The organism is Spiribacter halobius (genome assembly GCF_020883455.1).
Taxonomy (GTDB): domain Bacteria; phylum Pseudomonadota; class Gammaproteobacteria; order Nitrococcales; family Nitrococcaceae; genus Sediminicurvatus; species Sediminicurvatus halobius.
This window is the reverse complement of sequence record NZ_CP086615.1, coordinates 2,596,224-2,621,564: the sequence shown is the minus strand read 5'-3', so window position 1 is coordinate 2,621,564 and position 25,341 is coordinate 2,596,224. Positions and strand designations below refer to the sequence as shown.

Below are 25,341 nucleotides of genomic sequence, written 5' to 3'. Positions count from 1 at the left end.
CCACAGGTGACCGTCGCGGCTCACTGCGCCTGCGGCATGGCCGCGACGGTGAGTGCGTGGGTCGGCAGCCATGGCCGAGTTGACTACACAGGAGCGACTGCAGCCGTCCCTCATCGACCGGCTGACCGACCGCACGCGTTTCCGCGAGCGTGTAGAGCTGGTGCTGCAGGAGGAAGCGCTCGAGCGGGCCGGCCTGCGACCGGGCGACTTCCAGCGTCTGATGGAGGCGCACGAGTTCACGCTGGTGGCCGAGCGCGTGGACGGCGACCGTCCGGTAGCGGTTTACGAGGGCGCGCCCGGTACGTGGCGCGTTCGAAGGCTGCTGGATCACACCTTCCGGCCGCGCCGGGAGGCGCCCGAGGTCGCGGTAAGGGAGCTGGCGACCGTGGCCCGGCGGCAGCTGATCCCGAACACCAGCGAGTCGCAGCAGGATCGCGTGATCTCCGCGCGGCAGCTCAAGGAGTCGGTGATGCGGGACCTCGCCTGGTTGCTCAACACCGGCCACCTGGCCTCGCTGGTGCCCCTCGAGGCGTATCCGCAGATACGGCGTTCGGTGCTCAACTACGGTATTCCCGAGCTCGCCGGGACCACCATCTCCGGTGCGGATGTCGAGCAGATCGCGGCGGCCATTCGCGGCGCGATCGAGGTCTTCGAGCCACGCCTGCGCGACATCCGGGTGACTCCGCAGGCCGGTGAGGCCGGGCGCGGCAACACCCTTGCCTTCCTCATCGAGGCGGACCTCTGGGGGCAACCCTCACCGCAGCATCTTTCGCTGCGCACCGAGCTGGACCTCGAGGCGGCCGCCGTCACGGTCCGTGGCGCGGCGGAGGGAGGTGCCTAGTGGATGCCCGCCTGCTGCGACTCTACGAGGAGGAGCTGCGCTACCTGCGCGAAATCGGGGGCGAGTTTGCGCGCGAGTATCCCAAGATCGCCGGCCGGCTCGGCCTGGACGGCTTCGAGTGCGCCGATCCGTACGTGGAGCGGCTGCTCGAGGGAGTGGCCTTTCTCACCGCGCGGGTCCAGCTGAAGCTCGACGAGCAGTTCCCGGAGCTGAGCCGCAGCCTGCTCGAGCTGATCCATCCCCCACTGGCACGCCCCGTGCCGTCGATGGTGGTGGCGGAGCTTGCACCGGACCTCGCGGAAGGGGCACTGGCGGAGGGGTACACGGTGCCGCGCGGCAGCGTTCTGCGAAGCGTCCTCGCCAAGGGCGACCGGACCGCCTGCGAATACCGCACCGCGCATGACATCACGCTCTGGCCACTGCGCGTGACCGACACCCGCTACCTGGCGAGCGCCGGCGCGGTGGCCGCCGCCGGCCTGCCGGTCCGCCGGGGCGTGAAGGCGGCGCTGCAGCTCCAGCTCGAGGTGACGGCGGGGCTCGGAGTCGCGGATCTCGCACTGGACCGACTGCCGGTGTTTCTGCACGGCAGCGACGAGATCCCGATGAACCTCTACGAGCAGGTGCTCGGTAACGGGCTCGGCTGCTACGTCCGCGGTGATCCCGGGAACGATGCGCCGCTCTGGCTATCGCGGGAGAATCTGCGGCAGGTGGGGTTCGAGCGCGAGGAGGCGCTGCTGCCGCCGTCCCGGCGCTCGTTCGACGGCTATCGGCTGCTGCAGGAGTACTTCGCGTTCCCTGCACGGTTTCTCTTCTTCGAGATCACGGGGCTGCAGCAAGCGCTCCGCCGGCTCAGTGGCAGTCGTCTCGAGCTCACGATCTGCCTGGAACGGGGCGATACGCGGGTCGAGCATGCGCTGCAGCCCAAGCAGTTCCGGCTGTTTGCCGTGCCGGCGGTGAATCTTTTTCCGCTCACCGCCGATCGCATCCACGTCGACCCCGCGCAGCCCGAGTTTCACGTCGTCCCCGATCGCAACCGGCCCATGGATTTCGAGGTCTACGCGGTCGAGGGCGTCACCGGTTTCGGCCGCTCACCCGAGGACCGGCGCGAGTTCCACCCCTTCTATCAGCTCACGCATCACCGCCCCGCCCGTGAGGGCACGGCGTTCTTCTCCGTGCAGCGGCGTCCGCGCCAGTTCTCGGCACGGCAGCGGCGCGAAGGTGCGCGGTCGAGCTATCTCGGCAGCGAGTGCTTCCTGAGCATCGTCGACACGGACAACGCACCGTTTGCGGAGGACCTGCGGCAGCTGGAGGTGCGCACGCTGTGCAGCAACCGTGACCTCCCGCTGCAGATGCCGCTGGGCAAGGGAGCGACGGATTTCACCATGGAGAGCGCTGCACCCGTGTCGTCGCTGCGGGTCCTGGCCGGGCCGACCCGGCCGCGCGGCGCCTTCCAGGCGGGCGACACGGTCTGGCGGCTGATCAGCCAGCTCTCCCTCAATTACCTGTCCCTCATGGACCAGGACGCGGAGACCGGCGCCGCTGCGCTGCGCGAGATGCTGGCGCTCTATGTCGATTCGCGCGACGCGCTGGCACGGCACGTGGAGGGGGTACGCTCGGTGTCGTCGCGCGCCGCGGTCCGGCGCATGCCGGTGTCGGGGCCGATCTGCTTCGGCAACGGGCTCGAGGTAAGGCTTCGCTTCGACGAGGCGGCATTCACCGGCGTCGGCAGCTTCCTGCTCGGTGCCGTGCTGGAGCGGTTCTTCGCGAAGTACGTCTCCATCAATTCGTTCACCCAGACAGTGGTAGAGCTCGAGGACAGGGGCGAGGTCATGCGATGGCCGGTACGGACAGGTCAGCGGCTGACTCTCTGAGGCCGGCGCTGCGCGACCTCGAGCAGCGGCCATACAGGTATACCCTGTTCGCGGCGCTGCGCGTGGTGGAAACGGCCCACCCGGCGATGCCGCGGCTCGGGCACTCGCGGCGGCCCGCGGAGGACCCGGTGCGCATCGCGCAGCGGCCGACGCTGCGGTTCGCGCCGGGCGAGGTGACGGCTTTCCGCCCGGGGACGCCACATCGCGTCGAGTGCGAGTCGTTCGGTCTGTTCGGGCCCAATGGCCCCCTACCCCTGCACCTCACGGAGTACGCCGACGAGCGCCTGCGCCAGGAGCGCGACCCGACGTTCACCGAGTTCGTGAACGCCTTCCAGCACCGGCTGGCGACCCTGTTCTACCGGGCCTGGGCCGATGCACGTCCGACGACCCAGCGCGACCGGCCGGAGCAGGACCGGTTCGCCGACTATGTCGGCTCGCTGATCGGCACGGGCACGCCGGCGCTGCAGGGACGCGATGGGGCAGGGGACCAGGCACGACTCTGCCGCGCCGGGCGTTTCGCGCCGGCGGCGCGCTCGGCGGAAGGCCTGGAGGACATCCTCACCGACTACTTCGGCATGCCCTGCCGCATCGAACCCTTCCAACCGCGCTGGCTGGAAATCCCGCCCGGCGAGCGGCTCGCCCTCGGGCGGGATGCCGGCAACGGCCTCGGGCGCAGCGCCAATCTCGGGCGGCGCTCCTGGCAGTGCCAGTTCAGCTTCCGCATCGCCATCGGCCCGCTGACGCGGACCAGCTTCGAGGGCTTCCTGCCCGGTGGCCCGGCACTCGGGGACCTGGTCGACCTGGTACGCGCCTACCTGGGGGACGAGCTGACCTGGGATGTCGCCCTGAGCATGCGCGCGGAAGAGGCGCCGCCGCTGCGCCTGGCGCGCGGCGCGCGCCTGGGCTGGACCAGCTGGCTGGGAACGGTGCGCGGCGCGGAAGCACGCGGGACGGTCATTCGCGGTTCACTGGAAGCGACCCGGCCGAGAGCGGACACCACGGACCGATGGACATCGAGGAGGGGTAGCCGTGGCGGAGATCAGTCGCGCGGCGCTGTTCGGGAAGCTGGATAGCCTCGCCTACCAGGCAATCGACAGCGCCACCGTATTCTGCCGGATGCGGGGGAATCCCTACGTCGAGCTGGCGCACTGGCTCAACCAGATTCTCCAGCTCCAGGATTCCGACCTCCACCGTGTGGTGGGGCGCTTCGAGCTCGATCCGTCCCGGCTGGCCCGTGATATCACGCGCAGCCTGGACTCCCTGCCACGGGGGGCGAGCTCGGTCTCGGACCTCTCCTCGCACGTGGAGGACGCGGTGGAGCGCGCCTGGGTCTGGGCTTCGCTGCGCTTCGGCGACTCGAGCGTGCGCACCGGACACCTGCTCGTTGGCCTGCTCAAGAGTCCCGGGCTGCGCAGCCTGCTGCCGGCGATCTCCGCGGAGTTCGGCAGGATCCGCGTCGATCAGCTGATCGAGGAGTGGGACGACATTCTCGGAGACTCGCCGGAGGCCGCCCAGGCGGCGAGCGACGGCACCCGCATCGGCCAGGACGCGGCGGCCGCCGGCGGCGAGCCTGCGGAAGCGGCCCGGGGCGGGCCCGCGGGCCGCCAGGAGGCGCTGCAGCGCTTCACCATCGACCTCACCGAGCAGGCCCGGGCGGGGCGGATCGATCCGGTGGTCGGGCGGGACGAGGAAATCCGCCAGATGATCGACATCCTCATGCGTCGGCGCCAGAACAACCCGATCCTCACCGGGGAGGCGGGGGTCGGCAAGACCGCGGTGGCCGAAGGGTTCGCCCGCCGCATCGCGACCGGAGACGTGCCGCCGCCACTGCGCGAGGTGAGCCTGCGCGCCCTCGATGTCGGCCTGCTGCAGGCCGGCGCGAGCGTCAAGGGCGAGTTCGAGAACCGCCTGCGCCAGGTGATCGACGAGGTCCAGGGCTCGGAGCGCCCGATCATTCTCTTCATCGACGAGGCGCATACGCTGATCGGCGCCGGCGGCGCGGCGGGCACTGGCGACGCGGCCAACCTGCTCAAGCCGGCGCTCGCCCGGGGGACACTGCGCACCATCGGCGCCACCACGTGGACCGAGTACAAGAAGTACATCGAGAAGGACCCGGCGCTAAGCCGCCGCTTCCAGGCCGTGCAGGTGCAGGAGCCGGACGAGGAGCGGGCGGCCGCGATGATCCGCTCCATGGCTTCCGCGCTGGAGCAGCATCACCGGGTGCAGCTGCGCGACGAGGCGCTGACGGCAGCGGTACGCCTCTCGAGCCGCTATATACCGGCACGGCAGCTCCCGGACAAGGCCGTGAGCCTGCTGGACACCGCATGCGCCCGGGTGGCGGTGAGCCAGCACGGGGTGCCTGCGGAGGTGGAGGACAGCCGACGCCGCATCGAGGCACTGGAAACGGAGCTCGAGATCATCGGCCGCGAACAGACGGTGGGCATGGATACCGGGGACCGCGAGCCCGGCCTGCGGCAGGCCGTTGCCGAGGAACGGGAGCGCCTCGCCGGGCTGGAGGAGGCCTGGCAGCGGGAGAAGTCCGTGGTCGACCGCATTCTCGAGCTGCGCGCGGCGCTGCGCGAGCGGGCCGGTTCGGCGGCCGCGGCCGACGAGGCCGCCGCGGCCGGCAGCGGCGATGCGCCGAGCCCGGCGGCAGGTGGCGACGACACCGGCGTGGCCGGTGAGGAAAGCGGTGGGCAGCAGACCCCGGAGACCACCGAGGGCATGGTTGCGCGGCTGCGCGAGCTCCAGGCCGAGCTCGAGGACCTGCAGGGCGAGCGGCCGCTGATCCTGCCGAGCGTTGACGCGCAGGCCGTCGCCTCCGTGGTCGCGGACTGGACGGGCATTCCGGTCGGGCGGATGGTACGAGACGAGATCGCGGCCGTCCTCTCGCTGTCCGAGCGCCTGTCGGAGCGGGTCAAGGGCCAGGACCATGCGCTTGCGATGATCGCGCGACGCGTGCAGACGGCGCGCGCGAATCTGGATAACCCCGGCAAGCCCGTGGGCGTGTTCATGCTCGCCGGGCCGTCCGGAGTCGGCAAGACGGAGACCGCGCTCGCGCTCGCGGAGACGCTCTACGGTGGTGAGCACAACGTCATCACCATCAACATGAGCGAGTTCCAGGAGGCGCACACGGTCTCGACGCTGAAGGGCGCGCCGCCGGGATACGTGGGCTACGGCGAGGGCGGGGTGCTCACCGAGGCGGTGCGCCGGCGCCCGTACAGCGTGGTGCTCCTCGACGAGGTGGAGAAGGCCCACCCGGACGTCCACGAGATCTTCTTCCAGGTCTTCGACAAGGGCTGGATGGAGGATGGCGAAGGACGGCTGATCGACTTCAAGAACACCCTGATCATCCTGACCACGAATGTCGGTACCGAGCTGATCATGCGCGCCTGCGGCGACGGGCAGCAGCGCCCTGACGCTGCCGAGCTGACCCGTGCACTGCGCGAGCCGCTGCTGCGGGTGTTTCCGCCTGCGCTGCTCGGTCGCATCGTCACCGTTCCCTACTACCCGCTCGGCGACGACATGCTGCGAGACATCATCCGCCTGCAGCTCGATCGCATTGCGGCCCGCGTGCAGGACAATCACGAGGTGCCCTTCAGCTACGAGGAGGCGGTGGTCGACCAGGTGCTTGCGCGCTGTACCGAGCTTGAGAGCGGCGGGCGGATGATCGACGCCATCCTCACCAACAGCCTGTTGCCGGACCTGAGCCGCGAGTTCCTCGGGCGCCTGATCGACCACCGGCCGATCCGCCGGGTGCATGTGGACGTGACGGACGCGGAGTTCACCTATGCGTTCGAGTGAGCGCCGGAGCTTGCTGGCCGTGGGCGCGCTTGACGCCGGGGGGCTGCTGAGCGAGCCTTGTTCAGGGCATCGGGCGCCGCATTTCAGGCCGCAGCCGAGGTTTTCCGGAACATTATATGGCGCGCGCAAGGATGGTCGAGGTCGACTACTACAGCTTTCGCCAGCTGCTGCGGGAGGCGGCCCACCGGGGCGGACGCATAGAGAAGCGCGACACCCGGCGCTGGAACGACTACGTCAGAGCCCACAACATCAACGAGGTGGGAGCGACGGCCATCGCCCGCTCGCGCTTCGAGGAGCCCACCCCGGTCATCATCGACCTTGGCGGCGAGCGCGACGGCCTCTACCTGTATTCGGACCTGGAGGAGGGCTGCCTGAGACTCGTCCGCCAGGACGGGTAGCCGTCGCGGCGGGCACCAGAACCGGCCAAGGATGTGATTCGTCGCGCGCGCGCCGGTGCCCGGAGGGAGGAGGCAGGCCATGCAGCTCTCCCTGACGGTGATCGGGCCACAGGCCGAAGCGCTGGGTGAGCGCGCCAGCGTCTGCTGGATGGATGCCGGCGGGACCATCGGCCGTGCACCCAACAATGACTGGACCCTGCCGGACCCGCAGCAGGAAATCTCCCGCTGCCACGCCCGTATCCGCTTCGTGGGCGGTGCCTTCTACCTGGAGGACACCAGCGCCAACGGAACCTTTGTTGGCGATCGCAACCATCGCGTAGGCAGCCGCGAGCTGCATCGCCTCGAGGATGGGCAGCACCTGTTCATCGGCGACTATGAGATCCGCGTCGCCATCTTCGAGGCCGATGCGGCGGACGCGCGGGGGACGGAGCCGGCGGGGCGGGCGCAGGAGGAGCCCGGCGACGCGGATGCCCTGTCCGCGGCGTCGCAGGAGATGGCTCCGCCGGACCCGCTCGAGCTCCTGGGCGGCTCGGTGGAACCGCCGGAGGAATCTGCGCCGCCGCCCGCCGCCAACGGGGCTCCGCCGTACCTGGAAGAGCACTTCCGGCCGGCCCCGGTGCACGACCGGCCCGAGCCGGGGCGAGCGGAGCGCGAAGAGGCCGAAGGCAGCGAGCCTGCCACGGGCGGCCAGATCCCCACGGACTGGTGGCGTGAGTCGGGCCCGGCCAATCCGGATTCCGCTTCCCAGTCCCCGTCCGCGCCGGCGGCTCCGGAGTCTGCGGACGGCGCGGCCAGCGGGCAGCCGGATGCACCATCTCCGCCCCCGGCGTCTTCCGCCCCGAGGCCACGGCCGGGCGGCGCTGCCCCGACCCCGCGCGAGAGCTCCGCAGGCGCGGGCGGGGTGCCCGGGAGCAGCGGCATGGCGGCTCACGACGACGCGCTGGCCGCGCTGCTATCCGGCGCGGGTCTTGATCCGTCGAACCTCACCGAAGAGACCGCCGAGACGCTCGGCCGGCTGCTGCGAATCGCGGTGGAGGGGATGATGGACCTGCTGCGGGCGCGCATGGAGGTCAAGAACGAGTTCCGGATGCCGGTCACCCTGATCCAGGCTACGGACAACAACCCTCTGAAGTTCTCCACTGACGCCGAGGACGCCCTCCACAACCTGCTGGTGAAGCGCAATCCGGACTACCTCGGTCCGGAGGATGCGTTCCGTGCCAGCTTCGACGACCTGCGGCTTCACCAGATGGCGTTGCTGGCCGGCATGCGCGAGGCATTCTTCGCGATGCTCGAGCGCTTCGAGCCAGACCACCTGGAGTCGCTGTTCGCCGGCCGTCAGGGTGAGCGCCCCGTCCTGGGACGAGTGGTGCGCCGCCGCCCATGGGAGCAGTACCGCGAGATGTTCCGGGAAATCCGCCAGGATACCGAGGGCTACTTCAATCGCCTGTTCGGAGAGGCATTCGTGGACGCCTACGAGCGGCAGATGCAGGAGCTCAAGTCCGAGGTGGCCCGCCGCCGGCGCGGGTAGGCGACTGTTACAGGCAGAGGAGGGCAGGCCATGAGGCTACACGGGGTCATCGTCCTGGGCGTCCTGGCGGCGCTGACCGTGGTCGGCTGCGGGTCCACCCCGCCTTCCGCGGAGATTGAGCCCGTGGAGGGGCGCATCGTGGTCGGTCCGAATCTCAATCCGAACGCCGAGGGCCGACCCTCGCCCGTGTACCTGCGGATCTACCAGCTCGCTGACAGCGTGCCCTTCACTTCTGCGTCCTTTGAGGAGCTCGCCGACCGCGACCGCGAGATCCTTGGCGCAAGCCTGATCAGCCGTGACGAGTTCGAGCTCTGTCCGCTGGAGACAGCCGGCGCGGTGGGAGCCGGGCAGGCACGGAGCCGGTGCCAGGGCGAGGTACTCCCGGTGACGCTGGATGTCCGCGGCGATACCCGTTACCTCGCGGTGATGGGAGAGTTCTACGACCTGCACGACCCGTCGGGGAGCTGGCGCGCTGTCACCGAGATCCCCGAGGAGGGGCTGCTCGGCCTGTTCGGCTCGCGGGAGTTCGTGGTCGACGTACGGCGCGCCACCGTAGCGGTGCGCTTCGAGTAGCTGCGTCAGCGGAGCACCCATGTCACGCAATAGCCGCATCCTCTGGACGGAAGGCCTGTTCCTGGAGCCACAGCATTTCCAGCAGCACGACCGCTACCTCGAGGGGTACGTGGAAGGGCGGGTGAGTGCCCTGGGCGCTAACGGGTGGGGTTTTCACGGGTTGCAGCTGGAGTCCGACCTCCTCGCCCTCGGCAAGGTTGGCCTGCGTTCCGCGGTTGGCGTCTTCCCCGACGGGACGCCGTTCGCGATGCCCGACCAGGAACCACTGCCGGCGCCGCTCGAAGTGGACGAGTCGGTGCGGGACCGCACCGTGCTGCTCGCCCTGCCGCTCCGGGGCGATGGCGCCGTGGAGGTGCAGCGCGGGAGCGGCGGCGACGGGCTCTACCGCTATCGCGCCGAGGACGTCGAGGTCCGGGACAGCGTGCTGGACAGCGCCGCGGCCACCATGGTGGAGGTGGGGCGCCTGAATGCGCGCCTGGCGCTGGAGGGCGAGGCGCTCGAGGAGTACGCCTGCATCCCGCTGGCGCGGGTGGTCGAACGGCGCGCGGACGGGCAGGTCATCCTCGACGAGGAGTTCATACCGACCGTGACGCGGGCCGGAGCGGCGCGCCGCCTGGAGAGCTTCATCAACGAGCTGCGCGGCACGCTGGAGCAGCGCGCCGACTACCTTGCGGAGCGGGTCACCACCGGCGGCGGCGCGGGCGAGGTCACCGACTTCCTCATGCTGCAGGTGATCAATCGGCACGCTCCCGTGATGGCCCATCTGGCGGGGTCGCTGCACGTCCACCCTGAGCGGCTGTACACGCACCTGCTGGCGATGGCTGGCGAGCTTGCCACCATGACGCGCGAGAGCCGGCGGCCGCCGGAGCTGGCGACCTATCGCCACGATGCACTGGCCGACGCCTTCGGGCCGCTGTTCGAGCTGCTGCGCTCGGAGTTCCGCGCGGTGCGGGAGGCGCCGGCGGAGCTCATCCCGCTGGAGGCGACCGGTCGTCACGGCATCCGTGTGGCGCGCATCGAGGACCGCTCGCTGCTCGACAACGCCAACTTCGTGCTCGCCGTCGGGGCCAGCCTGCCGGCCGAGGAAGTCCGGCGGCGTTTCCCGGCGCAGGCCAAGCTCGGGCCGGTGGAGCGCATCGCGGAGCTGGTGAACAACAATCTGCCGGGAGTGGAGCTCGTGCCGGTGCCGGTGGCGCCGCGCCAGATTCCCTACTATGCCAACTCGGTCTATTTCGAGCTGGAGCGTAGCGGCCCGCTCTGGCAGCAGGTGGTCAGCTCGGGAGGGCTTGCCGTGCACGTGGCCGGGCAGTTCCCCGACCTGAAGATGGACCTCTGGGCAATTCGCGGACAGCGCCGATGAGCGGCTCGCGTCAACCGCCGGACCCCGGCGACCGCACGGTGATCCGGCCCGATCCGGGCGGCCGCCGGCGGGCGGATTCGGGCAGCGCCGAGGCACCGGCGCCGCCACCGCGCCCGGCCTCCGGGCCGCGGGCGGAGCCCGCGCCGGATGACCTCACGGCGGTGCTCGGAATCGGGCCCAATCCCCTGGTGGAGGCGGCTGCGCCATTGCTGCTGCTGGCCACGGGCGTGCGGCGCAGCCGCCAGCACCCGGACGTCAGCGGCCTGCACGAACGGGTCCTGCGGCAGGTGACGGAGTTCGAGCGCCAGGCCACCGCGGCCGGCGTTACCTCGGAGGTCGTGCTCGCGGCGCGCTACGCGCTCTGTACGTTCATCGACGAGATGGTGATGAACACACCCTGGGGCGCGCACAGCACCTGGGCCGGGCGGCCGCTGCTGCTGGAGCTGCACAAGGATACGGGGGGCGGCGAAAAGTTCTTCCAGATGGTGGAGCGCGTGCTCGCCGACCGCGAGCCGAAGCGTGACCTGATCGAGTTCTTCTACGTCTGCCTGGCCCTCGGCTTCGAGGGCAAGTACCGCATCGCCGAAACCGGGCGTAATGCCCTCGCCGAGACCCGGGAGCGTCTCTACGCGCGCATCCGCGGCTGGCGTGGAGATGTCCCCCAGGAGCTCTCGCCGCGCTGGCAGGGGGTACAGGATCGCCGCTACCGCCTCGTCCGGGGCGTGCCGGCGTGGGTATTCCTGAGTGCGGCCGCGGTGGTGGCCGGCGGGGCGTTCGTCACCTTCCAGAGCCTGCTGGGCGGCGCGGTGAGCCCGGTCATGGCGCAGCTGAACCAGATACAGCAGGCCACCTTCGAGTCACCAAGCGGCACGGCGGTGCAAGCCGGACCGAGCCTCGCGGAGCTCCTCGAGGGAAGCCATCCGGAGCGACTGCGGATCGAGCCGGGAGAGGACGGCGGCACACGACTGACCCTGGTCGGTGAAGTCTTCCGCTCGGGCAGCGTCAGCGTGAGGGAGCCCTATCTGGCGGTGCTTGACGACGTCGCTGCGGCCATCCGGCGCGTGCCGGGCCAGGTGCTGGTGGTGGGGCATACCGACGACGTTCCCATCCGCTCGCTGGAGATCAAGGACAACTACGAGCTTTCCCGCCTACGGGCGCGCGGGGCCGCCGAGCGGCTGCAGGCAGGCCTCGCCGATCCGGGCCGGATCAGCGTCATGGGTGCGGGGCCCGATCAGCCGCGCTACCGGCCGGTGGACACGCCGGAGAACCGGGCCCGCAACCGGCGGATCGAGATCATTCACCGGCCCGGAGGAGCGGCCCCGTGAGACGGCCCACCGGCGTCCTCCGCATGACCCTGTTCCTGTGCGGGCTGGTGCTGCTCGCGCTCCTGATCTGGTTCCTGGGGCCCTATCTCGCGTTCGCCGACGTCCGGCCGCTTGCCGGGGTGACCGGGCGCGCCGTCGCCATCGCCACCGTGACCGGGATTCTCGGCGGCGTGGCGCTGCTGCGCCGGCAGCGCACCCGCCGCGCCAACCGACGGCTGCGGTCCGAGCTGGTCGCGGGTGCGCCTTCGGACGGCGCCGGTGAGGAGCTGCGGCGGCGGTTCGAGGAGGCGGTCCGTTTCCTGCGCGAGTCCCGCAAGGGCGGCAATCTCTACGAGCTGCCGTGGTACGTCATCATCGGCCCACCGGGCGCCGGCAAGACCACGGCGCTGGTCAACTCCGGACTCAGCTTCCCGCTCTCGGAGAAGTTCGGCAAGGCCTCGATGCGTGGCGTCGGCGGCACGCGCAACTGTGACTGGTGGTTCACCGACGAGGCGGTCCTGCTCGATACCGCTGGCCGCTACCTCAGCCAGGACACCGACCCGGGTGCTGACAGCTCGGAGTGGCGTCGTTTCCTCGAGCTGCTCGCACGCTACCGCAAGCGGCGCCCGCTCAACGGAGTGATCGTCACCCTCAGCGCGGACGACCTGCTCACCATGACCGCCCGGACCCGCGAGCAGCACGTGATGGCGGTCCGCCGGCGCCTGGACGAGGTGCAACGCACCCTGCGCATTCGCTTCCCGGTCTACCTCATGATCACCAAATGCGATCTGGTGGCCGGGTTCACCGAGTATTTCGACGATCTCGACCTGGAGGGCCGGTCGCAGGTCTGGGGCATCACCTTCCCCCATCCGGACACCGGGGGCGAGGCGCCGGCGGACGAGCTCGGCCGGGAGTACCCGCGGCTGCTGGCGCGGCTGAACGAGCGCGTGCTGCAGCGCCTCGACCAGGAGCGGGACGCCCGGCGCCGGGCGCTGCTGTTCGGCTTTCCCCGGCAGATGGCGGGGCTGGAGGAGGCGCTGCGGGACTTCGTCGCCGAGGCATTCTCGCACACGGCCTACGACCGTCCGGTCATGCTGCGGGGTGTGTACTTGACCAGCGGCACCCAGGAGGGGACGCCCATCGACCGGATGATGGGCACGCTGGCCCGCTCCTTCGGCCTCGACGCGGAATCGTCCGGGGAGCCGCAGACCGGCCAGGGCAGAAGCTACTTCCTCCGCAACCTGCTGCGCGACGTGATCTTTCCGGAAAGCGGCCTGGCCGGTGTGAACTGGCGCCTGGAGGTCGGCCGCGCCGTGGCGCAGAACGTTGCCTATGTGTCCGTCCTGATCCTCGCCGGCCTGCTGGTGGTCGCCTGGGCGACGAGCTACCGCTACAACCGTGAGTACCTTGCGGACGTGGAGAGCACGCTCGAGGTTCACCGGGAACGGGCTACCATGCCGGTGCCGGCGGACGCGGGATTGCGGGACGTGCTGCCGCGTCTCGATGCCCTGCGCGAGGTGGCGGACTCGGCTGGCCGCCACCGCGGCGACGTGCCGCTGCTCATGGGCCTCGGCCTCTATCGCGGCGACGCCGTCGGGAAAGTCGCCCTCGACGCCTATGACCAGGGTCTGCGGCAGCTGCTGCTGCCGCGGATCGGGCTGCTGCTCGAGGCGCGCATGCGCGCGGCACGCGCGGAGCCGAAACGCCTGTACGGCCTGCTCAAGGCGTACATCATGCTGGCCGAGCCGGAGCATCAGGATCCCGCGGCGCTCGCGGCCATCGTGCGCGCGGAGCTGGCGCGTTCCTTCGATGACAGCCCGCCGGTTGCGCGGGCGCTGGCGCTGCACTTCGAGGCGCTCACCGGGCGCGAGCCGTCGCCGCGCATCTCCTCGCCGGACACGGAGCTGATCGCGCGGGCGCGCACGGCGCTGGCGCAGGCGTCGATCCCGGTGCTGATGATGAGCCGCCTGGAGACGGTCTACGATCGCGACCACGGGCACGCGCTGCGCCTCGACCTGGAGGCAGGGCTCGGCAGCGAGGAGATCTTCCGGCGCAGCAGCGGCGTGCCGCTGAGCGAGCCGGTCCCCGCCCTCTACACACGCGCCGGGTTCGAGGAGATCACCGGCGATGTGGGCAGCGAGATGGTGCAGGCTTTCCTCCGGGAGAGCTGGGTGCTCGGCGAAGATGTCCTGCCCAGCGGGCCGACCGCTCGCTTCGAGCTCTCCGCCGAGTTCCTGCGGCACTACGAGCAGGCCTATATCGAATTCTGGGAGGAACTGCTCGCGGACCTGGAAGTGGCACCCCTGCTCGACGTGGGCCAGGCAACGGACGTTCTGGCGACGCTGAGCGGGCCGACATCCCCGCTCCGGCAGCTCCTGGCGACGGTGGACCGGCAGACGCACTTCCCGGAGCCGGACTCCGGCGCGGCGGAGGAGGCGGCGTCCGCCGCCCGCGGCGGGCGTCTGGCGGGCCTGCTCGATTTCGCGAGCGAGGCGACCCGCGACGTCACCGGGCCGCGCCCGGGCGCCAGGATCAGCGAGCATTTCCGGGATCTGCACCGGATGGTCGCCGGCGGGGAGTCGGGTACGCCTCCCATCGACGGCGTGATCGCCCTGCTGGGCGAGCTCTATGCGCAGCTCGATTCCATGGGCTCGGGTCTCGGGCAGCAGGACGTGATGACGGTGCTCAGCCGCTCGGGAGCGCGGGACGCGCTGAGCCAGCTGCGTGTCGACGCAGAGCGTGCGCCGGGGCCGGTGGGCGAATGGCTCGGCGAGCTGGCGGGCAAGGGGCAGGAGGTCGCGCTGCGCAGCCTGCGCGGCGAGCTGAATCAGCGCTACCGGGAACAGGTGGCAAGCGAGTGCCGGGCGGTGGTCGAGGGGCGCTACCCGTTCGAGACCAACAGTCAGCGCGACGTGCCCCTGAGTGATTTTGCGCGGCTGTTCGGGCCCGGCGGCGCCTTCGACCGCTTCTTCCAGGAGCACCTGGCAGCGCTGGTGGACACCGGAGCAGCCCGCTGGCGCTGGCGCACGCAGGACGGCGTGCCCATCGGCATCCCGGACTCGGTGCTGGAGGAGTTCCAGCGCGCACGGGCGATTCGCGACATGTTCTTCGCGGGCGGCGGGGCGGAGCCGCGTCTGCAGCTCCGGCTGACCCCGGCCTACCTCGACGGGCGGGTCCGCCGGTTCGCCCTCACGCTGGACGGGCAGCAGCTGGTGTACCGTCATGGCCCGCCCCGCGGCGAGACATTCACCTGGCCCGGTCCGGACAGTGGCCGGGTGATCGCGGAGTTCGAGGATCGCGGCGGGCAACGGCCGAACGTGCGCTTCGAAGGGCCATGGGCGCTGTTCCGCGCGCTCCAGGCTTCGGGACTCGCCGCGGAGTCGGAGACGCGTTTCACGGCCACCTTCGAGGCCGGTGACTACACCGCCCGGGTGCGGGTCGCCTTCGACACCGCGCGCAACCCCCTCGGGCGGAGGGACTGGATGCGCTTTCGCTGCCCGGGGAGGCTGTGAGCATGAGCGTGCCCGCCGCTGTCCCCGTCGGCTTCTACGGCAAACTTCCGAGTCACGGTGATTTCCTGCGCCGGCGGGTGGCACCGGCGTTTCTCGGTGTCTGGGATCCGTGGCTGCAGCGCACGGTCACGGCCACCCGGGAGGCCCTGGGCGAGGCGTGGCTCGATACGTATCTGACCAGCCCCATCTGGCGTTTCGCGCTCACGCCCGGGGTGTGTGGCAGCCAGGTCTATGCCGGCGTGCTGATGCCGAGCGTGGATGCCGTCGGCCGCTATTTTCCCCTCACCCTGGTGGCGGAGCTCCCGGGAGCCACGGTTCCGGCGCTTCTGGCGGCGGAGCAGTCGCAGTGGTTCGAACGCCTCGAGACGCTCGCGCTCTCTGCACTGGACAGCGAGGATTCCTTCGAGCTGGAGCGGTTCGACCGCGAGGTGGAGGCACTGGGTGCCGAGCTGGCGCCGGGGGTGATCGACGGGGGGCCGGTGACGGCCGACGGGCGCGCGGTGTGCTGTGAGCTGGAGGGCCTGGAGGGGCTGCTGCCCGCGATGCTGGGGGTCCTGGGCGGCGTCGCCCGCGCCCACGGCGGTCCATACAGTCTCTGGTGGTCGGAGGGTTCCCGGCGGGTGCGGCCATGCTGGTCGCTGTGCCCCGGACTGCCGGAAGGTGCGCTGTTCAGCGCGGCCCTGGACGGGCAGTGGGAACACCATGGCTGGTCGTGCTTCTCGGTTGGGTGGCAGCCTGCTGCGCGGGCGGATACCGCGTCTGCCCTCAAATCGCCTCCACGGCTGCGCTCGAGCGGGCTCACCCACCCGGGGCATGTGCGCGACGCCAACGAGGACGCGTTCCTGGAGTCGCCGGCAAACGGCATCTGGGCGGTGGCCGATGGCGTCGGAGGCCAGGAGGCGGGGGCAATGGCGAGCCGCATGGTGGTGGATGCGCTGCGCGCCGTGGAGCCGGGCGACGATCTCCAGGAGCGGCTCAATCGTGCACGGCACGCGCTTGCCGAGGTGCACGCCCACCTGCAGCACCTGGCTGGGCGCCCCCTCGATGCCGTCAACAGCGCCAGCACGGTGGCGGCACTGCTTGCCGGCGAGGCGGGCTGCGGCTACCTGTGGGCGGGGGACAGCCGCATCTACCGGCTGCGCGGCGGTTCACTGGAGCGCTGCACCCGCGATCACAGTGTCGTGCAGGACCTGGTGGACAGCGGCAAGGTGAGTGCGGACGACGCCCGGGGGCACGCGCAGGCCAACGTGATCACGCGCGCGGTCGGATCCGGGTCGGCGCTCGCCCTCGAGACGGGATTCGGGGAGCTCCTGCCGGGCGACCGCTTCCTGCTCTGCTCCGATGGCGTGCACGGTGTGCTGAGCGATGCCGATCTCGCCACGGCGCTCGATGCCGACAGCTGTGCGGAGGCCTGCCGGCGCGTCCTCGACCGCGTTCTTGCGAATGAAGCGCGGGACAACGCCACCGCGGTGGTCGTGGACGTGTTGGACGGATCGGCATGACGGCGGAGGCCGCGCCGTGAGCGGAGCCGCGACGGATCTCACGCATCTGCAGGAGGCGCTCGCCGCGTACGGGCGCGGCGAGCTCGATACCGCGGCGGCACGCCACCGGCTCGCATCCGCAAGTGCCGCCACCGGACGGTCCGGGAGCGATCTGCTGGCGGCGCTGGCCGGGACCGTCCCGCTCTCGGCGGAGCAGCGAGCGGCGTTGCTCGAAGGTGCCGATTCGGAGCGCCCATCGGCGTCGCCGTTGTCGTCCACCGATGGCACCGAGAGCACCCGGGTCACGGCCGCGGCGTGGGGTACGGGGGAGGAGCGCACGCGGGTTCGCACCGCGTCCGCAGCGGAGTCGGGACCGGACGGCGCAGGTGGCACCGACAGCGCGCCCCCAACGTCCGGGCCCAGCGGCGCGGCCGAGGACGCGGAGGAGGGCGTTGCGCCCGGACGGGTGCTGAAGGGGCGCTTCGTGCTCGAGGAGCTGATCGGTCACGGCGGCATGGGCACCGTCTACCGGGCGCGTGATCTGCGCAAGGTCGAAGCGCAGGACAGCGATCCCTACGTGGCACTCAAGCTGCTCAATGATGATTTCCGGCGGCATCCCGATGCACTGATCGCGCTTCAGCGCGAGGCCAGAAAGGCGCAGACGCTGGCGCATCCGAACGTGGTCACCGTGCATGACTTCGACCGCGACGGGAGCACGGTCTTCCTCAGCATGGAGTATCTCCGCGGCAGGCCGCTGGATGGGGTCATCCGGGACCGTGGCGGCTTCGGCCTTCCGCCGAAGGAGGCGCTGCGCATCATCGACCGCATGGCACGGGGGCTCGCGTATGCCCATCAGGAGGGTTTCGTCCACGCCGATTTCAAGCCGGGCAATGTCTTTCTGAACGAGGGCGGCAACGTCAAGATCCTGGACTTCGGCATCGCACGCGCGGCGACGCTCCACCGCGGCGACCCGGAGCAGGGTAGGGGCGATCACACGCGATTCGACCCGGGCAGCATCGGTGCCGTGACTCCGGCCTACGCCAGTCCGGAGATGCTGCGCGGCAATGCGGCAGAGCCGGCGGACGACGTCTATGGGCTCGCCTGCGTCGCCTATGAGCTGCTGACCGGGCGGCATCCGTTCCTGGACGAGCGTGGCCGCAAGCTGCCCGCCGACGAGGCCGAGCGCCTGGGGCTGCGGCCGGCGCCGCCGCGCGGCCTGCCCAAGCGGGTCAGCCGGGCGCTGGCTCGGGGGTTGGCCTGGCGGCGGGAAGAACGCTTCGCGGATGCCGGTAAGTTCCTGGACGCCATCAAGCGTCCGGTCCGCATCCGGCGTACGGTGCTGGCGGCAATGGTGCTCCTGGCCGCATTTGCCGCTACGTCCTGGTGGATCACGATCCGTGAGAGCAACATCATCGTGAGTGTCGATGACCTTGCTCCCGCGCTGTCGGACTCCCGCGACCTGATTCTGCGCGGCGACGACTATCTCGCCGACGACGAGCTGGCCCAGGCGCACAAGTCCTATGCGCAGGCCTGGGAGAGCGCGCAGCAGGTCTCCGATGTGCCGGGACGCGAGCAGTCACGGTTACGGGCGCTCGTGGAGCGGCGGATGAACGACGTGATCGACCGCTACATCGCCCGCGCCCGCGATCCGGAGGCGACCGTCTACTCGCTGGAGCTGCTGCGCCTGACGCTCGAGTCCCTTGGCCGTCACGAGCTCGGCAGCCGTGACGAGGCGATCCGCGATGCGCTGGAGCACGTCAACCAGCGGCTGGAGCAGGAGGCCCGGCAGTAGCCGCCTGGCTGTTGGCGGCGCGCCGGCCGTGACGGTTCACCGATCCTCGAGGCGGAAGCGTACCGGAATGCGCAGGGAAAGGCGCTCCTGCGCCAGTGCCTCGGGCATCGGCGGCAGGGGAGAGGCCCGGTGGATCATTGCGTGGACCTCGCCGTCGAGGTCTGCGTAGCCGGAGCTGCGGTCGATCCGGGCGCTCAGCACCTCGCCACCGCGACCGATCACCAGCGCGAGTATCACCGTGCCCTCCGCGCCCTTCGCCCGGGCTTCCTGTGGGTACTCGCGATGCTCGGCCAGATGCTCCCGCAGCTGCCTGAGGTAGGTTTCCGCTGCCGATTGCCGTGCTGCCCGCTCCTCGCCGGAATCCCGGCGGGATCCTCCCTCGCTGAGGCCGCGCGCGGTCACGCGCTTTTCCGGCGTGGCGGCGAGCGCCGCCCGTTGGGTGATCCCGTCGCCGGCCACCGGGGGCGCCGGCTCAGTCGGCACGTCGGCCGCTCGTCCGGCGGTTGCCGGCTCCGGCGGTGGGATGTCGGCAATGCGCGCGGGCGGCGCCCCGGGCGATGTCGCGGCGCTCGGCGGATTGCCGCGAGGCGCTGCGGCCGTTGTCGAGGTCTTCGCGGACCTCACCGGATCTTCAGCCGCGAGCGGCTCGCTCCCGGCAACGCTCGGGGTCGGCGCGGCGGTGAAACGGCCCGTGAGCGTGTCCGCGGGCTTGGCATCCGGCTGGCGGCTGCGCGTATTCGGACCGGCAGCGCGGATCGCCGGTCCGCTGCCAGCGTCCCTGATGGTTGCACGCCCGGGCTCTGACGCCGACGCGGGGCGTGGGGGCGTGGTCGTGACGGGGTCCCTGGCCCGCAGCGCGTTGGTCGTGGCCTTCACGGTCGCTGGCGCCCGCTCTGCCGCCGATGGCGCGGGTGGAGGGCCTTCACGAGCAGGCGTCGCATTCGGTTCCGGAGTCACCTCCGGCGTCGTGGCCTCGGGCGGCGCGGCGCGCGCGGTCGCTGCCCGGGCGGCCACCGAAGCCGCCGCTCTGGCCTCCGGGGCGGCCGCGCGCACGGTGTCCGCCGGCGTCGCATCCCGGGCAGCCACGTCCGGTTCTGCAACGCGTGCGTTGGCCACACTCGAGGCCGCGCCCGCATCCGGGGGCGGCGCCGGACGTGTCACGCCCCCCGCCGGGGCCGCCGCGGGAGGCAGCGGCTGGGGCGGTGGAGTCCTGTCGGCCTTCGGCGTCGGGGAGGGGGTCGCAGGCGCCTCGCCGGCATCGGTTGTTGCGGTCGCTGCCGGCGGGGAAACTTCCGTCGCCGCCCCCTCGGGCGGATCGGCCGCCGCGAGTGGCGCTGCCGTGGCACTGGCGACTGCCGTGTCATCGGGCGTGACGGCTTCCGCGGCCTGCGGCTGCGGGGTGTCGGTGGGGGATCCCGGTGGGCTGACGCGCGCGCGATCCGGGCCAGTGTCCGGCACCGTGGGTGCGGTCCCGGCGTCGGCAGCCGCGCCTGCGGGCGAGGGTGGCAGCATCGGCGGTGTCGCCGGGACCTCGGGCGCCACGGTATCGGCAGCCACTGTCGGCTGCGCCGCGGGCGCAGCGGCCGGGGGAGCCGGTGCAGGGTCCCTGGGCTCGGACGCGGCTGGCGGTGCACGGGCGAGCGGGTCGCCGAGCTCGATCAGGGTGGACCGCTCTCCCGCCGGACGCTCCGGCCGGCCGCCCGGTAGCACGCCGAGCGCGAGCAGCAGGGCCGCGTGCAGGGCCACGGCAACCAGGCCAGTGGCGACCCAGTGGCGCAGAGCGGGCTCGATCATGGCCGCGGCACCGTCATCAGCTCGAGCTCCCGGGCGCCGGCGGCGCGCACCACATCGAGCAGGGACACGATGCGCTGGCTGTCCACGCGGGCGTCGGCGCGGAGCCGGACCCGCAGCGTCGACTGCGCCTCGAGACGGGCCGCCAGGCGGTCGCTGAGTGTGTCCGCCGTCACGGGCTCTCCCGCCAGCTGCAGGCGACCGTTCGCCGCGAGGGTGACCTCCACCGCCTCGCTCACCGGCGGGGTGCCCTGCGAGGATGCCGGTGGCCGGATCCCGGACACGTCCTGGGGTGCCAGTTGCCCGGCGAGCATCACGAACACGAGCAGCAGGAAGACGACATTGATGAGCGGCAGCAGCCCACTGTCCTGCCGCCGGCGCGGCGGTGCCGTGCGCAGGTGGCCGATCATGGTGGCGTCTCCTGCCCTCCGTCGATCAGCGCGAGCCGCCGCGCGCCGGCCCGGCGCAGATCGTCCAGGACGTCGACGGTGCGTTGCAGCGGAACGCCCGCTGCGGGCCGGACGAGAATGCGGCGATCCGGGCTCCCGGCAACCTGGCGAGTCACCGTCGCGATCAGCGCGCGCCGGTCGACGACGCGTCCCCCCAGACGCAGATCCCCGGTCCGAACCTCCACCAGCAGCGCCGCGACCGCGCTGTCGTTGCCGCCGCCAGCGGCCGGCTGGAGCGTGACCGCCCGCCAGTCCAGGAAGGAGGAGGCCAGGAGGAAGAAGACCAGCAGTATGAAGACGACGTCGATCAGCGGGGTCAGGCTGATCAGCGCCCGTGCCGGGCGTTGCGGTCGTTCGATTCGGAAGGGCCTATGCGCCCGTGGCCGTGAAACTGACATCGCCCGCCTCGCGGGTGCGACCGGGTGCCCGGGCGGTGAGAACACGGCTGACCGTGAACTCGATCTCATGGGCGACCCGCTCGACGCGGCGTTCGAACCAGTTGAGGAAGACCACGGCTGGCATCGCCACGGCGAGGCCTACGGCCGTGGTGAGCAGCGCCTTCCAGATGCCGCCGGAGAGCAGCGCAGGGCTCACCTGGCTGCCGGCGAGCTCGAGCTCGCGAAAGGCCTCGATCATGCCGAGCACGGTGCCGAACAGCCCGAGCAGGGGAGCCAGCGTGGCAATCACCTCGAGCGCCCGCAGATGGCTGCGAAGTTTCTCCAGGCTGTCCGCACCGAGGCGGGCCGCCTCCTCCCGTACGTGCTCCGCAGGGACACGGGGATCACGGCAGGCAGTGATGGTGCGTTCCAGGACGCGTGCCGCGGGGTGCGGCGAACCTTCCAGCAGCTCGAGCGCCGCGCGGGGCTCCCCGCGCGCGTAAAGCTCGGCTGCGTCGCGCGGGGTGGCGTGGTCTGCGATGCGCGCGCTGCGGAACTGCCAGAGCTTGAGCAGCACGATGGTCACGGCCACCAGCGATGCCAGCAACAGCAGGACGATCACCGTCCCGCCGGCGCCGACCAGGCGGAGGAGGGTGTCCAGTGCAGCGGTGGCGGAGAGCGAAGGTGCCGGCATACTGCCTCCTGCCGCATCGGCGGCCACCCCCCGCTGGTCGGATCGAGCCGGCCCGCGGCGCCGGGCGCGTCACTTGAAGAACGGGGTCTCAGTGCGGGCGGAGACCCGGGTCCGCCGGGTGCAGCCTTCGGCCGGCCCGTTCTCCGTGCGACATTCGATCACCGCGTTCAGCAGGATACGGCCGATGCGATCGCAGCCGAGCCCCTCGATGTCGAAGAGCTTTACCACGGTCTTGCCGGCATCGAGCGGCCCTGCCTCCACCGCGAGGCGCTGCTCGATGATGCCGTCCCCGTCGAACAGCACGAGGTCCAGCTGGAATACGGAGAAGTGCTGGTCGCTGCCGTTCTCGAACACCATGTAGGCACGGCAGTTGCCGTTGTCCCGGTTGTCCAGCCGGTTCAGCTCCACGGCGACTTCTCCGGGCTGCGCACCTGCCGCGGTCAGGACCAGCAGGGCCCCCAGACAGGCGGCGAGCAGGCGGGCCGTTGCCTTTCGCACGTGAGCTGTCATGGCCGCTGCTCAGGACTCCCGGGCATCCGACAGCGGCACGAAGTAGAAGTCCCCGCCAGCGTGGCCCGCGGCACGGATGGGCCGCATCTCGGGAGTCTGGGGCAGTGGCAGGTCCTCGGAGCGGCGTCGCACCGTGGCGGCCACGTGGGCGAAGAGCATGTTCTCGCGCAGAATGCCCTCGTTACGGCGAAGCACCTCCAGCAGAGAACGCGCGAACAGGGAATGCTCCTGATCGATGGTGTCGAGCACGGGCTTGACGCCGCCGGAAGAGATCACGATACGCGAGCGGCGCTGCAGCCCGTTGCGGATCGTCTCCGGATCGAGCTCGCCTTCGCCGCTCGGCAGCAGCAGGGCGCTGGACTCCGACGCCAGTGCGCCGGCGTAGCAGGAATCGGCGACGACCAGTATGGAGCGTGCGCGGATGCGGTCGAGATGATCACTGATCACCGAGTTGTTGATCCAGTGAACCAGGCGCTCCCTGCGCGCGTTCACAGGGAGCCAGTAGCCTCGCTGGCGTCGCTCGCGCTCGCTCAGGCTGCCGTGGCCCGCATAGTAGATCAGCAGATTATCCTTAGGTCCGACCTGCTCGTAGAGGTCGTTGAGCGCGTTCAGGATGCGCGCCTCGTCCGCATTGGGCAGGAAGATGGTGCTGAAGCCGTATTTCTCCTCGAGGACGTCGCGCACCCGCTCGGCGTCACTGATGGGGGAGATCAGGTCCTCCAGGTACTGGTAGTCCTGGTTGCCGATGATCAGCGCGTAGTAGCGACCGAACTCGATGCCGTCGACCTCCGCGGTGGTGCCCTCGGGCAGCCGTAGCGGATCGGGCTCGCTGTCCGGTGCCTCCGCCGAGCGGCGCGGGGGGAGCTCCGAGAGCCTGGCTTCCAGGGTCTCGCGCTCCTCGCGGACCTGGGTGAACAACTCTTCCAGGGTCGCGATGCGCTCGCGCGCGTCGGCGAGCTCCTCGGCCAGCTGCTCGGACTCCTCGTCGGAGGTCGGCTCGACGATCTCGATATCGCCGATCTCGACGTCACCCTCCGGTGCCGGCTCGGCGCTGCGCGCCGCGGTTTCCTCAAGCCGGCGCTGCAGCTGGTCGCGCTCGGCGCGCAGCCGCTCCAGCTGGTCCTGGAGGGCATCCACCTGCCGCCGGGAGCGCTCCAGCTCGGTGCTCAGCTCCTCGCGCAGCTCGTCCAGACGGTCGTCGTACTCGGAGCGGTAGACCAGCTGATCTTCGGCGACACCCGAAGCGCGCCGGTACCAGTTGAGGGCGGTGGCGAGATCCTGCTCGACCCCGAGCCCCTTCTCGAAGAGGAAGCCCAGATTGATCTGTGCTCTTGCGTAGCCCTGCTCGGCGGCCTTCCGGTACCACTCCGCCGCGGATACGTAATCCGGCTCGCGGCCCAGTCCCTTCTCGAAGATCTCGCCGACGTAGTTCTGGGCCTCCGGGTCACCCGCCTCGGCGCGCCCCAGCCACACGTTGAGCGCCGAGCGATAGTCCGCGCGGTCGTAGGCGACGTACTCTCCGCCGCGGATGCGGCAGTCCTTGGCGGTGGTACGGATCGGGCGACGCGGGGTGAAATAGGTCTGCGTGCCGAGCTTGCGGACCTGGCCGGGCAACAGGCAGTCGACGATGAAGAGGTCGTCCACCTCCTCGTAGCCCTCGGTGGCGGCGCTGGCTTCCTCGAGCTGGCGGCTGTCGGTCGCGCAGCCGCCAATCAACAGGCCGCAGGCGAGGGCAGCCAGGCCGTGCCGGAGCACCGAGGCCCGCCCGGCCGTGCTCCGGCTGCCAGGTGCGCCATCTCGTCCACAAGCACTCATCGCTGGCTCGGTCGACTTTGCCCGACTGTTGCCAATGCCCGCTCCCGCACGGCGCGGCAGCGATGCCCGTCTGGCGGCGGTTTCCGTGGAGTCCTCAGCAAGTGTAGCCGCTGACGACCTCTCACGCATGGTTGCCGCAGGCGCCCGACGAAGAGGCTGGCGTCACCCGCAGGCGCCATGCCGGCGGCATACCGTGCCGGCCACGACACCGCGGTCAGGCAAGCACCGAACGGCTCGGGCTGACCGTGAGGTGACGATCCGGAGCAGCCGCGCGGGGCATCTGGGGAGCCAAGAGAAGATTATAACCCTACGAGCGTTCAACTACCTGATTCTACGTCGGCCATCACGGTGATTCAATTTGCGAAGCCGCAATTGCGCACAACGAATCCTCAAAATTAGTTGTCTGAAACAACCAAACATCATAATTGGTGGGGCGCCACCAACTGAATGATAAAATAAAAGTCACGCTGCTCATCCGCGCCAGGTTTTACCTCGGACCCTCGACCACCGCCACTATCGCCAACGCTCGCCTTACTCAGATACATGCCCTATTGTTCCGTTTGTGAGGCTGGCAGCTCGAGAGCGCGTGAGGTCCGATCATGCTGGCATGGAGTAACAATCTCGCTTACCCAGATGATTCCTTCTGGGCACTTTGCGCAAAACTTTCCTACTGGAACAGGCTCTCCAGCCTGTGTGACCTGAATAGCATTGTCCGTCGGGATAGCAGCACCCTGTCCTCGGAAGTCGAGCTCTGGAGTCCGGAACCTTTCGATCTGCAGAAGCTTTCACGGCTCGTAGGACGCAGACTAGAACAACTTGAGCGGGCTTTCTGCACGGCATACCTACCGCAAGATATTTCAAATAATCGTATCTCGGCCAAGAGATTCTGCCGCGATAACGTTGTCTTCTGTGATATCTGCGCGCGCAACGGGCATCACTCTCCTGTCATGCAAATGCACTGGGTAAAAAAATGTCCCGCGCATAAAATCGAGTTGCGGCACACATGCCACGTTTGTCAAGCACCCATCCCGTACACGATTAACTCAACCACCGTTCAGCAACCCGGTTGCTGCCCTGATGGGCATCGGATCTTGAACGTCCAACTCTCGAAGTCAACTGCAGAGAGGGGTAGCGTTACTCAAGGCAACGACAGGTACTTGGGGTGGCTGCACGCCACAAGAAATTTCGGCGCCCGTTGTATATCGCGCCCGATGACGTATTTTCTCGACGATTTACCCACG

The 25,341-nt window shown here is 70.2% G+C and carries 18 protein-coding genes; 12 read left to right on the top strand and 6 right to left on the bottom strand.

Features of this window, described 5'->3' with window-relative positions; all coding sequences use genetic code 11:
- Nucleotides 1-70 precede the first annotated feature (70 nt).
- The 12 genes from tssE (at nt 71) to LMH63_RS11880 (ending at nt 18,464) form a co-directional block, all read left to right on the top strand.
- Nucleotides 71-841 carry a type VI secretion system baseplate subunit TssE gene (tssE, locus tag LMH63_RS11935; RefSeq protein ID WP_229332579.1) on the top strand — a complete coding sequence of 257 codons (771 nt, stop codon included), beginning with the start codon at nt 71-73 and terminating at the stop codon, nt 839-841.
- A complete protein-coding gene (gene tssF / locus LMH63_RS11930; protein ID WP_109678538.1) occupies nt 841-2,712 on the top strand; it encodes a type VI secretion system baseplate subunit TssF in 1,872 nt (623 codons plus the stop codon). Before tssE ends, tssF begins: the two co-directional genes overlap by 1 nt.
- The gene (gene tssG, locus LMH63_RS11925) at nt 2,676-3,785 is read left to right on the top strand and encodes a type VI secretion system baseplate subunit TssG (RefSeq protein ID WP_109678540.1); all 1,110 of its coding nucleotides are present in this window, start codon (nt 2,676-2,678) and stop codon (nt 3,783-3,785) included. Before tssF ends, tssG begins: the two co-directional genes overlap by 37 nt.
- On the top strand, nt 3,742-6,516 hold the full coding sequence (tssH, locus tag LMH63_RS11920) for a type VI secretion system ATPase TssH (protein ID WP_109678542.1): 2,775 nt from the start codon (nt 3,742-3,744) through the stop codon (nt 6,514-6,516). The genes tssG and tssH overlap by 44 nt, the downstream gene beginning before the upstream one ends.
- A 116-nt stretch (nt 6,517-6,632) precedes the next feature.
- Entirely contained in the window at nt 6,633-6,914 is a 282-nt protein-coding gene (locus LMH63_RS11915) for a hypothetical protein (protein WP_146205203.1), read from the top strand.
- A gap of 79 nt (nt 6,915-6,993) precedes the next feature.
- The gene (gene tagH / locus LMH63_RS11910) at nt 6,994-8,442 is read left to right on the top strand and encodes a type VI secretion system-associated FHA domain protein TagH (RefSeq protein ID WP_109678546.1); all 1,449 of its coding nucleotides are present in this window, start codon (nt 6,994-6,996) and stop codon (nt 8,440-8,442) included.
- Nucleotides 8,443-8,472: 30 nt separating this feature from the next.
- On the top strand, nt 8,473-9,015 hold the full coding sequence (tssJ, locus tag LMH63_RS11905; RefSeq protein ID WP_109678547.1) for a type VI secretion system lipoprotein TssJ: 543 nt from the start codon (nt 8,473-8,475) through the stop codon (nt 9,013-9,015).
- 19 nt (nt 9,016-9,034) lie between these two features.
- Nucleotides 9,035-10,375: a type VI secretion system baseplate subunit TssK gene (tssK, locus tag LMH63_RS11900; protein ID WP_109678548.1), complete on the top strand. Its 1,341-nt coding sequence runs from the start codon at nt 9,035-9,037 to the stop codon at nt 10,373-10,375.
- Nucleotides 10,372-11,700, top strand: coding sequence for a type IVB secretion system protein IcmH/DotU (gene icmH, locus LMH63_RS11895; RefSeq protein WP_109678549.1), 1,329 nt, complete (start codon nt 10,372-10,374; stop codon nt 11,698-11,700). Before tssK ends, icmH begins: the two co-directional genes overlap by 4 nt.
- Nucleotides 11,697-15,191 carry a type VI secretion system membrane subunit TssM gene (tssM, locus tag LMH63_RS11890; RefSeq protein ID WP_146205204.1) on the top strand — a complete coding sequence of 1,165 codons (3,495 nt, stop codon included), beginning with the start codon at nt 11,697-11,699 and terminating at the stop codon, nt 15,189-15,191. The genes icmH and tssM overlap by 4 nt, the downstream gene beginning before the upstream one ends.
- 2 nt (nt 15,192-15,193) lie before the next feature.
- Nucleotides 15,194-16,693 (top strand): type VI secretion system-associated protein TagF, encoded by a 1,500-nt coding sequence (gene tagF / locus LMH63_RS11885; protein ID WP_158280364.1) that lies wholly within the window; start codon nt 15,194-15,196, stop codon nt 16,691-16,693.
- 16 nt (nt 16,694-16,709) lie between these two features.
- Nucleotides 16,710-18,464, top strand: a complete 1,755-nt coding sequence (locus tag LMH63_RS11880) for a serine/threonine-protein kinase (protein WP_199225650.1) — start codon at nt 16,710-16,712, stop codon at nt 18,462-18,464.
- 36 nt (nt 18,465-18,500) lie between these two features.
- On the opposite strand, the gene LMH63_RS11875 is transcribed toward LMH63_RS11880, so the two are convergent.
- The 6 genes from LMH63_RS11875 to LMH63_RS11850 all read right to left on the bottom strand — a co-directional run bounded on the left by LMH63_RS11875 (nt 18,501) and on the right by LMH63_RS11850 (nt 24,040).
- Nucleotides 18,501-18,947 carry an energy transducer TonB gene (locus tag LMH63_RS11875; protein WP_109678552.1) on the bottom strand — a complete coding sequence of 149 codons (447 nt, stop codon included), beginning with the start codon at nt 18,945-18,947 and terminating at the stop codon, nt 18,501-18,503.
- A 1,307-nt stretch (nt 18,948-20,254) separates the two neighbouring features.
- Nucleotides 20,255-20,665, bottom strand: a complete 411-nt coding sequence (locus LMH63_RS11870) for an ExbD/TolR family protein (protein ID WP_109678553.1) — start codon at nt 20,663-20,665, stop codon at nt 20,255-20,257.
- Nucleotides 20,662-21,102, bottom strand: a complete 441-nt coding sequence (locus tag LMH63_RS11865; RefSeq protein ID WP_109678554.1) for an ExbD/TolR family protein — start codon at nt 21,100-21,102, stop codon at nt 20,662-20,664. The genes LMH63_RS11870 and LMH63_RS11865 overlap by 4 nt, the downstream gene beginning before the upstream one ends.
- The gene (locus LMH63_RS11860; protein ID WP_109678555.1) at nt 21,074-21,775 is read right to left on the bottom strand and encodes a MotA/TolQ/ExbB proton channel family protein; all 702 of its coding nucleotides are present in this window, start codon (nt 21,773-21,775) and stop codon (nt 21,074-21,076) included. Before LMH63_RS11860 ends, LMH63_RS11865 begins: the two co-directional genes overlap by 29 nt.
- Before the next feature lie 69 nt (nt 21,776-21,844).
- Complete coding sequence (locus tag LMH63_RS11855) at nt 21,845-22,273, bottom strand: Tat pathway signal sequence domain protein (protein ID WP_199225651.1); 429 nt, start codon at nt 22,271-22,273, stop codon at nt 21,845-21,847.
- 21 nt (nt 22,274-22,294) lie between these two features.
- Nucleotides 22,295-24,040 carry a caspase family protein gene (locus tag LMH63_RS11850; RefSeq protein WP_229332578.1) on the bottom strand — a complete coding sequence of 582 codons (1,746 nt, stop codon included), beginning with the start codon at nt 24,038-24,040 and terminating at the stop codon, nt 22,295-22,297.
- Nucleotides 24,041-25,341 lie beyond the last annotated feature (1,301 nt).

Bases quoted from the DNA above. Each gene is read 5' to 3' on its own strand.
- tssE (WP_229332579.1), top strand. From the start codon at position 71: ATGGCCGAGTTGACTACACAGGAGCGACTGCAGCCGTCCCTCATCGAC.
- tssG (WP_109678540.1), top strand. From the start codon at position 2,676: ATGGCCGGTACGGACAGGTCAGCGGCTGACTCTCTGAGGCCGGCGCTG.
- LMH63_RS11915 (WP_146205203.1), top strand. From the start codon at position 6,633: ATGGCGCGCGCAAGGATGGTCGAGGTCGACTACTACAGCTTTCGCCAG.
- tagH (WP_109678546.1), top strand. From the start codon at position 6,994: ATGCAGCTCTCCCTGACGGTGATCGGGCCACAGGCCGAAGCGCTGGGT.
- tssJ (WP_109678547.1), top strand. From the start codon at position 8,473: ATGAGGCTACACGGGGTCATCGTCCTGGGCGTCCTGGCGGCGCTGACC.
- tssK (WP_109678548.1), top strand. From the start codon at position 9,035: ATGTCACGCAATAGCCGCATCCTCTGGACGGAAGGCCTGTTCCTGGAG.
- icmH (WP_109678549.1), top strand. From the start codon at position 10,372: ATGAGCGGCTCGCGTCAACCGCCGGACCCCGGCGACCGCACGGTGATC.
- tagF (WP_158280364.1), top strand. From the start codon at position 15,194: ATGAGCGTGCCCGCCGCTGTCCCCGTCGGCTTCTACGGCAAACTTCCG.
- LMH63_RS11870 (WP_109678553.1), bottom strand. From the start codon at position 20,665: ATGATCGGCCACCTGCGCACGGCACCGCCGCGCCGGCGGCAGGACAGT.
- LMH63_RS11865 (WP_109678554.1), bottom strand. From the start codon at position 21,102: ATGTCAGTTTCACGGCCACGGGCGCATAGGCCCTTCCGAATCGAACGA.
- LMH63_RS11860 (WP_109678555.1), bottom strand. From the start codon at position 21,775: ATGCCGGCACCTTCGCTCTCCGCCACCGCTGCACTGGACACCCTCCTC.